The organism is Gelidibacter algens (genome assembly GCF_001678675.1).
Lineage (GTDB): Bacteria > Bacteroidota > Bacteroidia > Flavobacteriales > Flavobacteriaceae > Gelidibacter > Gelidibacter algens.
The window spans coordinates 113,551-125,952 of the sequence record NZ_LZRN01000002.1; the positions used below are offsets into that span (position 1 = coordinate 113,551).

The following is a 12,402-nucleotide window of genomic DNA, read 5'->3' on the forward strand; positions in this document are numbered from 1 at the left end:
TTACAACTAAAGTGTTTCTTTGAGTCATTTGAAAAAACTCGTTTAGCCATACCAACGCATTTTTGGGGTTTTAGTACCCAGTGGTTTTCATTAGGAAAATAAAGTAACTTACTTTCTATTTCTAACATCTGCTCCGCTTGATAAGCACTCAAGCCTTGCTCAACTGGCACTCGGTAATCTTTACCTCCCTGAATAATCAAAATTGGTGTGACATATTATTCTTAGAGATGCTCAATTTATAAAATTACTTTCATTAGAGCATTAGAACCATGGTATATAATAGAAGTTGTGGAATGATTTTGATTTAAATCTCGTCTTATTAATGTGAGCCAACAAAGTGGGAAGCTTTCAGAAATAGCTGAAAAATTATAAAGAATTAATTGACGAGACTGCTGAAGTTTCAAATTCAATAAACTTCAACACCGTCAGTAGTAAATGAAAATGATTTATTACCCAAGCCACCAATCATAACCGCTTGAAAAATAGGGTTTAGCTTTTCATTTCCATACCATTCAATTATAAAATTGGCACCTGAGCCACCGGTTTTGTCTTCTTCATCTACAACATATTCTAAAGTTTCGAAGGTGTTTAAAAAGATGGTAGATTCAATATACTTTCTTACCAGTTTTCCTTCGGTATTGTAATAATCCAGGCGGCTTATGTATAAGGTATCGGTTTCACTTGTGTTGTGGATGCTTAGGGTAGAGGTTAATAAGGTCCTGTCATTTCTCGTACGTTGGTAGATGTCAGAATATACGGGTACATATACTTTTTTTGTTTTAAATACGCTGTCCGTTTTGGCAGTCGATTTTTCCAAATGATGGTCTGTGGAGACGGATTCTATTTTCTCTGAGGGAGTTTTTTTGTCACACCCGAGTATGAAACTAAAAAAGGCTAAAAAAAAGAACTGTAGAATATTTCATATAAGTGGAGGTATCAAAAGAGTGGCAAAGATTGCTGCCAAACAAATATAATAAAGATTTTACAGGATGAGGAAACGGTTTTCATCAAATGATATAAACTTTCTTTTAATACATTCTCCGACGGCTTTGCATCGAGAATATTCATAAAAGGTAATATTCAGTATAATTCAGTGCGTCTGCTTTTATTTTTTGTGGAAAAGAAACTGCTGTAAGTTGTATATAAATTAGGGTAAAATGATTGCATGATTTAATCCTTGGATGTAGTGTCTTTCACCTATAATTCAAAATTATTGATGTGTTTCCAAATTTTCGAGCAAAAATCATCTTTATACATCAATGTGTTGGTTCGCGTTGGGTGTACACGATTGGTAAGAATAATTAAAAACCTATTGTTATCGGGATTCAAAAAGAAAAAAGTTCCGGTATAGCCCGTGTGGCCGAAATCATTTTTCTTATAAAACTCATTGGGTTTTCGTTTATCGAAACCGATCCCACGGTAAATACCCTTTGTTGCGAGTGGCGATTTTCTAAATTTTCTAATGACCTTTCTTTTTAGAATTTGTTGTTCCAGATACTTTCCTTTGTTGAGTAGCATCTGGCAAATTACAGAGATGGATTTTGCATTTGCAAACAAACCCGCATTTCCTGAAACCCCACCGAAAATGGCAGCAGCTTCATCATGCACATAACCCTTTAAGGTATCTTTTCTGAAAAAATTATCAATCTCGGTGGGAATCACATTTTGCTCAGAAGTCCATTTCAAAGGATTGTATCCAATGTTCAAAAGATCTAACTCGCTAAAATTTTTATTGGCCAGTTCATCCAATGTCATACCAGTTTTTGCCTCCAACATTTGTTGTACAAGAATCAAATTCAAATCGCTGTACAAATACTTTCCTCTAGGGTTGATAAGGGCCAGAGCTATTTGATCAGACACCGTTTTATAAAATTCGGGATTCAACCACATGTTTTTAGAAATCTGAACATAATTGTCTTTGGTTTCAAAAGAGAGGTAATTTGTATCGTAAACAATATTTTTATTGACATACACATTATCAAATAGTTCAGGATAATCTTCTGATTTTTCACTACTCAAAAACGGTAATCCATCGGGTGTTGACAGCAGGTTTTTATAAAAAGTTATGCCAGATTTTAGCCCTGTTGTGTGCGTTAACAATTCAAAAAGGTTCAAATCAGCAATGGCCGTATTCTTATACACGGCAACTACATCACCCAAGTTATCGTCTAAATTTAGCTTATCCTCTCCAACCAAACGCATTGCTACTAGGGTTGTTCCCAAAACCTTGGACATAGAAGCCAAATCGTAAACATCATCTGTTTTTACTTGGTGTTGTTCTGAGTAATCATGATACCCATAATTTTTCATGATATAAACAGAATCTTTGCTACCCACGACAATTTGAGCCCCAGGAAAAAATCCGTTTTCAATTGCATTTGTCATCATCGAATCTATGTAAACTTCATTTTTTTTGGTGTCGAAATTTTTTTTGGAATGTTTCAGGGAACGGCAACTGGTGCCTGACAAGATTAAAAAAACAATTGAAGTACAAATGGCTTATTTTTTCTATTTTTTCGTTGTTTTATTCTTAAACCTTGAATTGTTATAAAAGATGATTTTTCTGTTTTGAATTCAAATTATAGCAATCAATACTGGATTAGTGTAGTGTTTAATTAAAGTCTAAATCAAGTTGTTCACTTATTGGAGGAAGGTAGATATTTTCTACAAACCATTATTCTAAATCTAAGAATTTTTAATAAGCGTCTGAACTCAACAACTATAAATGCAAAATTTATTGTCCTCCTTTATCGGTTGAAACAACTTTTGGCAACTATTCTAAACAAGTTTTTATGTGTGATTAACTTAGAGTTAAGGAGAATTATGTTTTCTTTAAAATTGGGTTCGGGGCTGTAAAATTTGGGTTTCTAAGTGAGTCGTGTGTTTTAACAAACACATCGCCCAATATGATAAACATCATTTCTGCCACTAGTAAGTTTGATATTATAAAGTAAATGATGGTGGAATTTTCATTGAAAGAGAAATCGATGGGCATCTAATTTTTGCGCAAAAAATGTGCAAGTTGTCACAGTTGATTTTTTTACCGACTTGATTTTCTTGATTATAGGGGTTCCTTTCTATGATGATGCCAAACAAGGAGAACGCGGCAGTCAAGCGCATTAAACTAGATGGTATTTATTTTGATAACAACGCAATAATTAACAGTAATCTCGACCCAATCTTTGACACTATGGTAAATGAATTTTCGCTAAAGAATACAAAAATTAACCTTAATACGTTTATGTGTATCCTAGGACAGGTAGAATTTACATGTATTAATTAACTAGCTCAACTTTTGTTAATTCATCATTACTTTTTTAGAAACTGATTGTGTGTCATCTGAGTTTACTTTTACGATCACTACTTGAGTACCAATATTCAAACCACTAGTTACAAATTCATTAGTGTTTACATTAGCTTTAGAAAAAATCAATCTTCCCGTCAAGTCATATATCTGAATAGTATCGATTGTCAAGTTTTTAGATTTTACTGCAATTTGACTTCCTGTTGGATACACGATAACATCACGGTTTGAGAGTATTGGAACATCCAGTCCAAGGGTGTTATCAGTGACGTATCGAATTTGAAATCTTGAGTTGAACGTGCCTATTTCTGAAGTAAAAACATAATCAGTTGCTTTTAAGTCATGAAAAGTGTTTGTCAAACTGTCAAATAAATAGATGTTCTGATCGGCAAAAAGTCCATCAAATTGATCCATGTTGATTGTATATTGTCCTGCAGTTCCAATTTTTACACCTAATGCAACACTATCTTGATCTGAGAAGGGCAACGCACGACCTTGAATAACGAGGGATTCATCTTTTACAATTGAATAAAGGATTGTATTTCCAGAAGAAAAGCTGACACCGTCGAAAGCTTGATCTAATCCGTCTGTTGCATTAGTAACATAGCCTATTAGCGTCTCGTTAAAGCTACCAGCATCGTTAGAGATATTTAACCACAATCGGTGCTTTTCAATTGCTACTGCTTCCTTTTCAGGTGTAACCATATCGCTCGATCTGAAAAACTGCGTATTTTTACCTTTCTTAACTCGGATTGCATTGTCGAACTTAAGGTCTCCACCACTTGCTGTTCCTGTTACAAAAAAGCTCTGTCCTGAAGCTATGTTGCCTGTAGGTGCATTACCGCCTGACGCGGTCTTTGTGGTTTTAACGCCGCCGACCAAGTTATAGCTTGCATAATCATCAGAGGAGTAATTGTAAGCATGACTACCAGAATTTGTTCCGTTTGGTGACGTATTATGCGTCCAAAAATAGAATGTCCCAGTAATGGCATTGCTGTTTTCAGCATAGAGGGCGTCAGCGTTAATTGCCGACGGATAAGGGTTTCCAATCAAGCTATACAGTTCAGCAGCAATATTTTGAGTAATGATGCCATTGTTTGGTGTTCCCACAAACGTAGCCTCATATTTTTTGGCCAATTTGAGATCATGGTCTTGAGGAGCCCTAACAATATAGCCTTTACCGGCTTCCATGGCCTGATTTCCATTGCGATGCATAACCCATCCACCTGTTGAATTATAACTGTAATATTTGTCTCCCAATGTTTTTGGAGATAATTGGTGTAACGTAAAGCCTGAGCCTACAGGAGCTGACCAATACGTAAAGTCGTATCTTTTTACATGTGCCGTTGTTCTTCTTACGGTTATGATACCGGTGTTTACGGCGTTGTCATTAATTTGAACAAGGCTACCGTTGTTTTCCACAACCATGTTGGCATTGATTTCAACCGTCAGATTTTCATGAATCAATAAGGTTTTATCTTCCGGAATAGTTAAGGTATAACCAGCGGCTACAGTACAGGAACACACCTCTAAGTCTTCAGAAAGCGTTAAATTAGTTTCAATTCTGAGAGCGCTTCCTTTTACTTCTGCAGCTGATGGAGCTGAAGTTGCATTCAACACATACGGGATGTTAATCAATTCCATTTTAATTCCTGCGTCTCCATAGTTTTCTTTCAATCTGAGTTCTATTTTAGAGTCTTCGTTCAAAAGATATGTGCCTAGTTCTAAAGAGTTCCTATTATTATACCAGGTATCCACTTTCCATATCTCAACGTCATCTATAAAAAGGATTGCCTTATCATCCCATTCTGACATGATGATCTTGTATCTACCACAAGGAAAGCCTTTACGTTTGTGTGCAATCGTAAAATTATCATTTGAAACTGGGGCGCCTTGCCAACCTTCAGAAGACGATGGCGATAGTTGTTGATCCCATCCATTATTTTTTATATCCTTAGTGTTCACACCCAGCGTAGATTGGTTATAAAAACCTCTGTAATTTTCAATAGGAACTAAAATTTCGTTACCAGTATTATTGTTATTGAAACCATACACATTCCAAGTGTTATCGCCATAAACCAGAGTGTTACCTTCTACCTTGCGATAAGAAAATGAAACCCTAGCATCACCATACTGTTCAAAATACTCTAAAACCACATCTTTTTCGCCACTTAAATTTATCAACTTAGATGTTACTTCATAAGAGTGTGTTGTCCAGTTATCAATTACCCAATTATTACCGCCATCCAAGCTCAAACGATAGCCATCATCACCACCAACTATAAAATTGTAATCTCCTGGGCCAAAGGTCATTTTCTTTTTATAGCGCACCATGAATTGATTTATTGGAGGTGTCACACAAGGTATGTTTCTGGTTCCGGCTTTGCCATCCACAGCACCGGAACTTAAATTTCTATCAAAAATCATATCCTCTTTTACGGTTCCAATATAGGTGGCAGTTTCAAAATTATTATTATTGCCAGTATAGGTATATACATACCCATTCCACAGCTCATCTCCAAATGCATTGTCATTGGTAGGAGGCGCACATGGCTTTACTACTGTGCCGCGTAATTTTAGAGAGTTTGCTTTAATTCGCCATCCTGCAAAGTTGTAATTGTTAGCTTTATTCGCATAAAATCTTATTAGTAATGTTTCGTTGTCCTTTAAGCTTACGGTCAAAGGAATTTCTTTAGCTGGATTTGACGAAATTGATTCATCAATAAGAAGGGTTGAACTACCAAAAAAATCGTAATCTGATGGTATTTCTGTGGTTACAACTTTATAACGAATGGAATAATCAGTTGGACCAGCCGATTTTCCAGAAAGAAGTTGCTCTTGATCGAAAACCAATTGAGAAACATCTATAGATTGCCCTGCCTTAGGTTTGATTTTTATATCGAAAAAGCGGAAGTGTTGATAATCACTTCCATCAAAATTAGCCAAGGTCATTCCCAAACTGCTGTAGAGCGATGTGGCGCCGTTATTTGATAATGCACTGGCGGTGACTGAGGAAATTTGATAAGAAACATCATTATCTTTAATTAAGTTCCATGCCGCAATAATCGGATTTGAAATTTTTACAGTAACTGTCGCGGTTGATGTGCTACTATTTCCTGTTATTGTATAATTGAAAGTTGTTGTTCCAATGGCATTTGTTGTTGGAACAAATTGTAATGTATTGTTAGCATTAATGGTCACAGTTCCTAGTCCATTACTTGGCGTTGTTACAGTAGTAATACGGTTGATAGTCCCAGATGGGCCTGCGAAGTCATTGGCAAAGACATCTATTGAAGTGGAGGTATTTAAATCAACATTTTTGATATCATTTACAGCTAATATAGTATTGCTAAGTACAGTTCCTTTAAACGCTGTGCCTGTGTTTGTTGCGTTATCATATTTTATGTGAAAGTTGTTATTTGTGTTATAAACATACACTCTTACATATAGTATTTCATTCGAAAGTACAACCGTATCAATGGGAAAATTATTAGTATAATTTACGTAAGAAGTTGAAGAAACAGTTTCAGTTCTTAATGTTACAACTCCGGAAGAGAAATTCGCCACTTTAGAATATTCAATTTTAAATTCTGTTGGAATTCCTTGAGTTCTGGCTGTAAAATTAAATTGATTTACTTGAAGTCTGAAACCTGCTTTTGGAGCTATTTTAAATTGGATATACTTTTTAGAATCTGGTCCTCGTGAAGATTTTTGTGGAGTGGGCCATTTTGATGATTCAAAAAATGTGTCGGCCGTTCCGTAATTATATGTCTCCATTTTTATACCTGAAACAGAAATTGCCGTATTTGCAGGGTTTACATATTCGTTTGTGATAGATGGAGCGTAACTTTCTGAAGACCATTTGGCTAGATCATCTTGTGAAAAAATAAAAAGCGGTAATAAACATGCGAAAAGTAAGGTAAAATTTTTCATTAGTTGTGTAGGTGGTTGGTTTGGTTGTGCAAATGTATAATGAGATAGGATAAGCAATAGCCTTTGAGATGGAGTATTTTCTCACTTTTCGATGAGGTGAGAATATTAATCGCCAAATTGCTTCTCCAAACAAAAGTGTAGTGGTTGAAGTACAAAAAAACATAAAAGATAAACTAGTTAAATTGTAAAGTATGAGGAATAGGCATCTGTTTGATACTCTTAATTGTGTCCATTAGTTACAGTAAGAATATGGAAAAATTATTTTGAAACTATGGAGGTTGCATTTTGAAATCATCATTCAAAAGGCAAGAAAAGTGGTTTCTCTGGTAAAAGAGTGCGCACCTGATTGCACACCTTTTAGTTGTTTGACTTATTACTAGGTTCTTTCGTGGTCACGCTTTAGGGCTTAACCACCTTCCTATGAATATGGAGACAGGATTAACTTCATTGATCCTGAGTTTAGAGTCGTTGCTCATTAAAATACTAAAACCACGAAAAGCGGTTTTAGGGCTTTTCTCATTTGACCACTATTGCTCAACTGCGTTGGCAATGCTGCCAAATGAAAAAAGACCTAAAAAATCTTTGATTTTTTAGGCTTTTAATGGTCGGGGTGGCAGGATTCGAACCTGCGACCTCCGCGTCCCAAACGCGGCGCGATAACCGGGCTACGCTACACCCCGAAGTGGTTATCTGTTGTCGACTCCTTGAAATCGAGGTGCAAATATATAGCTTTTCTTTAAATTGTAACAATTATTATTTCTAAATTTATGGATTAATCTCTAATCGTATGAAAATCAAAAAATATGCTGTTTTAGTATTCGCATTTGTCGGATTCATTTCTTGTGCGCAAGATAAAAATCCAGTAAATACCAATCACGACTTTGAACTTGTTGTTCCAGATTTATCTATTCCTTGGGGTTTTGTATTCTTACCCGATAACTCTATGTTGATCAATGAAAAAGAAGGGAAAATCATCCATTTTAAGGAAGGTAAAAAAACCATGGTCGAAGGCGTTCCGGAAGTCTATAACAGGGGCCAAGGCGGCTTGTTGGACATTGCTCTACATCCCAATTACAAAGAAAATGGGTGGATTTATATCACCTATGCGTCTTCTGAGGGAGAAGAAGAGGGTGGTCACACGGCATTGATGCGCGCCAAACTTCAAAATAATACACTTGTAAATAAGGAATTACTATATAAAGCTACCCCAAACACCACAAAAGGTCAGCATTTTGGTTCACGTATCGTTTTTGATAATGAAGGCTATCTTTATTTTACCATAGGTGATCGTGGCGAGCGCGATGTAAATCCACAAGATATTACCAGAGATGGAGGTAAGGTCTATCGGTTAAATGACGATGGATCCATCCCAAATGATAATCCGTTTGTCAATGATGCGAATGCTAAAAAAGCAATATATTCCTATGGCCATCGCAATCCGCAAGGAATGGTTTTGCACCCAGAAACAGGAGCAGTTTGGACACATGAACATGGACCTCGAGGTGGCGATGAAATTAATATTGTTAAGAAAGGCGCCAATTATGGTTGGCCAGTTATAAGTTATGGTATCAATTATGTGGGCACCAAGTTCACAGATATAACCGCGCAAGAAGGTATGGAGCAACCACTTCATTATTGGGATCCTTCAATTGCACCAAGCGGAATGGCTTTTATTACTAGCGATATTTATCCGGGCTGGAAAGGTGATTTATTGGTAGGCTCGCTAAAATTCCAATATGTGGATAAGGTAGTTTTAAAAGATGGACAAGTAGTAAAGGAAGAACGACTTTTAGATGGCCTGGGCCGTGTCAGAACAATAAACCAAGGACCCGATGGATATATTTATGTAGGCATTGAAAATAAGGGAATTGTTAAGCTTTTACCTAAAAAATAGTAATGAAAATGATAGCTATAATTATATTTTTAAGTGTCTTATTCTCTTGTGATTCCACCCCAAAACAAACACCAGAATTAAAAGAAAGTATGGTGCGTGGTGCGGTGATTTATGAAGACTTTTGCATGAACTGCCACATGCCAAATGGCGAGGGGGCGCCCGGTACTTTTCCTCCTCTGGCAGGTGCCGATTATTTGTTGAACAAACGTAAAGAAAGCATTCATGCGGTTAAGTACGGACTATCTGGCGAAATTGTCGTCAATGGCACGACGTATTATGGTGCCATGGCGGCTTTGGGACTTTCTGATGATGAAGTGGCTGACGTCATGAACTATATTTTAAATTCATGGGGAAATGAGGATGGCAAAATTGTAACGCCTGTTGAAGTTTCTAAAATTGAGCCCTAGTAGTTCTTAATATTTGGTTAAATTTGCCCTGAAATCTAAACATTAAAAGATGCTGATTATAGGAATTGCTGGGGGCACAGGATGCGGTAAAACAACCGTTGTCAATCAAATTTTAAATGAATTGCCTGAAGGTGAGGTAGGTGTTATTTCACAAGATTCCTATTATAAAGACACCACACATTTAAATTTTGACGAACGTCTAAAAATTAATTTTGACCATCCGCGATCTATTGATTTTGAATTGTTGGAAAGCCATTTGAAAGATTTGCGCCAAGGTAAAGACATTCACCAACCCGTATATTCTTTCATAAAGCACAATAGAACGGGAGATACAATCCTGACGCATCCAAGGAAAGTGATGATTGTTGAGGGGATTTTGATTTTGACAAATCCAGAATTGCGAGACATGTTTGATATCAAAATTTTTGTGCATGCTGATAGTGATGAACGCTTGATCAGACGTTTAAAGCGCGATATTTCAGAACGTGGTCGGGATTTGGATGAAGTTTTAGCGCGCTACCAAAATACACTCAAACCAATGCATCAGCAATTTATTGAACCGATGAAAGAGTATGCTGACATCATCATCCCAAACAATAAGTACAACACCGTAGCAGTAGATATTGTAAAGACTATCATTAACCAACGCCTAGTATAACTTGAAAATCAATCGCAAATATATTAAACCACTTAAAAACATGTATGTGCTCATATGTGTTGTGTTTGCAGTGTGGATGCTGTTTTTTGATGCCAATTCGTATTTGATCCACCGTGAATTGAATTCAGAAATGAACGATTTGGAAGATGAGCGGGATTATTATAAAAAAGAGATCGTAAAAGACAAGAAAGCCATAAAAGGTTTGAGTACCGAAGAAGGTCTTGAACGACTGGCTCGAGAAAAATATTATATGAAGAGAGACAATGAAGAAATTTATATTATCGAATATGAGGATAGTATAGAAAATCAAGATGACCATGACTAAAACGCTATTTGAAGAGTTTCCTGAAGCATCATCCAAACAATGGAAACAGCTTATCCAATATGATTTAAAAGGCGCTGACTATAATGAGTCGCTCATTTGGAAAACTGATGAGGGCATTCACGTAAAGCCTTTTTATCATGCAGATGAGTTTGAAAAACTTCCAGATGTTTCCGGCACGAAAGCCACAGAATGGGAGATTTGCCAAACAATTTTTGTAGCAAATACTGAAAAATCAAATCTGAAAGCGGTCAATGCCCTTGAACGCGGTGCTGAAAGCATCAAATTTATTCTGCCTTCTGAAGATGTCGTAATCAAAGACCTCTTGGTCAATATCAATTTAGCAAAGGTCACAGTTTTTTTTGAATGTCAATTCTTGTCTGCCAGGTTTGTAAAACAATTCCTTTTTATCCCAAGCAAGGAAAACATCCATATTCAAACCGATATTATAGGAAATCTTGCTAAAACAGGTAATTGGTTCACAAATTTAAAAGCGGACCATTCCGAATTTGAAACCATTGTAAACAATACTAATACGTGTACTGTCAATCTTGGTCTTTACCAAAATGCTGGTGCCAACATGGTACAACAACTGGCTTACGCTTTGGCACATGTCAATGAATATTTAAATCATTTTGACGCTGTGCTTTCAGAAGAAGACAAACAATCTTTTAAAGTAATTTTCAACGTCTCGGTAGGAACCAACTATTTCTTTGAAATTGCAAAACTCCGGGCGCTAAGAGACTTATGGCGCTCTTTGGCAGAGGCGTATGGCTACCATCCAGAGTGCTCAATTTTTGTAAAACCAACAAAACGCAACAAAACACTTTTCGATTACAATACCAATATGTTGCGTACTACTACGGAATGTATGAGCGCCGTTCTTGGAGGTGCAAATACCATCTCTAATGTGCCTTATGACGCCATTTATCACAAAGACAATGAATTTGGAGAACGCATTGCCAGAAACCAACTATTAGTTTTAAAGCATGAAAGTTATTTTGATAAGGTAAATAACCCAGCAGATGGTGCTTATTATATTGAAAGTCTAACCGATCAATTAGCAGAAAAGGCTTTGGAGTTGTTCAAGAACATAGAGTCTTCCGGTGGATTTTTACACCAACTTAAAGAAGGAGTTATTCAAAAGAAGATTAAGGAAAGTGCCGCACAAGAGCAAGAAAAGTTTGATAAAGGCGAATTGATTCTATTAGGCACCAATAAACATCCCAATGCTGATGACAAAATGAAGCATGAACTGGAGTTGTATCCTTTCGTCAAGAAAAATCCAATTAAAACCTTAATAGAGCCTATTATTGAAAAACGTTTGGCGGAGACTGTTGAACAAAAACGATTGGAAAAAGAATAAATTAAATAAGTGTCTTATGGAAGCAATAAGAAAAATTGTAAGCGTAAAGAATCGTACGATTACTATCGTGCTTCCGGATGATTTTGATGCGAATCAGGTAGAAGTTATTATTTTTCCTTCCGAGAAGTCTGATAATTCGGAATATAATGTCCCCCAATGGCAGATTGATCGCGTAAGGGACCGGACAGAGAACTATTTAAATAATCCGGAGGATGTCACGGATATCGATGATTTTTTGAAAGAAATAGAAGGTGAATTATAAAACAGTAATTCTTCCTGAAGCTAAAATTGAATTTAAGGAAGCAATCGCTTATTATAAGAATATAAATCCCAAGCTTTCTGGTAGATTTTATGGATCAGTTACAGAAAGTCTCAAGAGTATTAAAAGTGAACCTTTACGTTGTCAATTGAGATATGATAATGTGAGAATAAAGATGCTTAAAACATTTCCCTATCTTATTCATTATTCTGTTATGAATCTAAAATTGTGATTAAATTGATATGTCATTCATCAAAAG

Annotated in this window: 9 protein-coding genes, 1 tRNA gene and 1 pseudogene; 6 read left to right on the top strand and 5 right to left on the bottom strand. The window is 36.2% G+C overall.

Annotated features, from left to right (window positions below):
* Positions 1-6: 6 nt before the first annotated feature.
* The 5 genes and pseudogenes from A9996_RS01370 to A9996_RS01395 form a co-directional block, all read right to left on the bottom strand.
* Positions 7-209 (bottom strand): annotated as a pseudogene (locus A9996_RS01370) (prolyl oligopeptidase family serine peptidase); the annotation flags it as partial.
* A gap of 197 nt (positions 210-406) precedes the next feature.
* Positions 407-817: a DUF3124 domain-containing protein gene (locus tag A9996_RS01375; RefSeq protein ID WP_169817229.1), complete on the bottom strand. Its 411-nt coding sequence runs from the start codon at positions 815-817 to the stop codon at positions 407-409.
* 380 nt (positions 818-1,197) lie between these two features.
* Complete coding sequence (locus tag A9996_RS01380) at positions 1,198-2,388, bottom strand: serine hydrolase domain-containing protein (RefSeq protein WP_157487175.1); 1,191 nt, start codon at positions 2,386-2,388, stop codon at positions 1,198-1,200.
* A gap of 910 nt (positions 2,389-3,298) precedes the next feature.
* The gene (locus tag A9996_RS01390) at positions 3,299-7,237 is read right to left on the bottom strand and encodes a T9SS sorting signal type C domain-containing protein (protein ID WP_066430090.1); all 3,939 of its coding nucleotides are present in this window, start codon (positions 7,235-7,237) and stop codon (positions 3,299-3,301) included.
* Between the two features lie 602 nt (positions 7,238-7,839).
* Positions 7,840-7,917: transfer RNA gene (locus A9996_RS01395), tRNA-Pro, on the bottom strand.
* A 107-nt stretch (positions 7,918-8,024) separates the two neighbouring features.
* On the opposite strand from A9996_RS01395, the gene A9996_RS01400 reads away from it, so the two are divergent.
* Genes A9996_RS01400 through A9996_RS01425 form a run of 6 tightly spaced genes read left to right on the top strand, consistent with a single transcriptional unit; the run spans position 8,025 to position 12,146 of the window.
* Positions 8,025-9,131 (top strand): PQQ-dependent sugar dehydrogenase, encoded by a 1,107-nt coding sequence (locus A9996_RS01400; protein ID WP_066430091.1) that lies wholly within the window; start codon positions 8,025-8,027, stop codon positions 9,129-9,131.
* Between the two features lie 8 nt (positions 9,132-9,139).
* Positions 9,140-9,538 (top strand): c-type cytochrome, encoded by a 399-nt coding sequence (locus tag A9996_RS01405; protein WP_245905246.1) that lies wholly within the window; start codon positions 9,140-9,142, stop codon positions 9,536-9,538.
* A 49-nt stretch (positions 9,539-9,587) separates the two neighbouring features.
* The gene (gene udk, locus A9996_RS01410; protein ID WP_066430098.1) at positions 9,588-10,196 is read left to right on the top strand and encodes a uridine kinase; all 609 of its coding nucleotides are present in this window, start codon (positions 9,588-9,590) and stop codon (positions 10,194-10,196) included.
* A 40-nt stretch (positions 10,197-10,236) separates the two neighbouring features.
* On the top strand, positions 10,237-10,521 hold the full coding sequence (locus A9996_RS01415) for an FtsB family cell division protein (RefSeq protein ID WP_066430259.1): 285 nt from the start codon (positions 10,237-10,239) through the stop codon (positions 10,519-10,521).
* Positions 10,514-11,884 (top strand): methylmalonyl-CoA mutase subunit beta, encoded by a 1,371-nt coding sequence (locus tag A9996_RS01420; protein WP_066430257.1) that lies wholly within the window; start codon positions 10,514-10,516, stop codon positions 11,882-11,884. The genes A9996_RS01415 and A9996_RS01420 overlap by 8 nt, the downstream gene beginning before the upstream one ends.
* Positions 11,885-11,900: 16 nt before the next feature.
* The gene (locus A9996_RS01425; RefSeq protein ID WP_146608908.1) at positions 11,901-12,146 is read left to right on the top strand and encodes a hypothetical protein; all 246 of its coding nucleotides are present in this window, start codon (positions 11,901-11,903) and stop codon (positions 12,144-12,146) included.
* Positions 12,147-12,402 lie beyond the last annotated feature (256 nt).

Excerpts from the sequence above, each read along its gene's own strand:
- A9996_RS01380 (WP_157487175.1), bottom strand. The coding sequence starts at position 2,388 with ATGATGACAAATGCAATTGAAAACGGATTTTTTCCTGGGGCTCAAATT.
- A9996_RS01390 (WP_066430090.1), bottom strand. The coding sequence starts at position 7,237 with ATGAAAAATTTTACCTTACTTTTCGCATGTTTATTACCGCTTTTTATT.
- A9996_RS01400 (WP_066430091.1), top strand. The coding sequence starts at position 8,025 with ATGAAAATCAAAAAATATGCTGTTTTAGTATTCGCATTTGTCGGATTC.
- A9996_RS01405 (WP_245905246.1), top strand. The coding sequence starts at position 9,140 with ATGATAGCTATAATTATATTTTTAAGTGTCTTATTCTCTTGTGATTCC.
- udk (WP_066430098.1), top strand. The coding sequence starts at position 9,588 with ATGCTGATTATAGGAATTGCTGGGGGCACAGGATGCGGTAAAACAACC.
- A9996_RS01415 (WP_066430259.1), top strand. The coding sequence starts at position 10,237 with ATGTATGTGCTCATATGTGTTGTGTTTGCAGTGTGGATGCTGTTTTTT.
- A9996_RS01420 (WP_066430257.1), top strand. The coding sequence starts at position 10,514 with ATGACTAAAACGCTATTTGAAGAGTTTCCTGAAGCATCATCCAAACAA.
- A9996_RS01425 (WP_146608908.1), top strand. The coding sequence starts at position 11,901 with ATGGAAGCAATAAGAAAAATTGTAAGCGTAAAGAATCGTACGATTACT.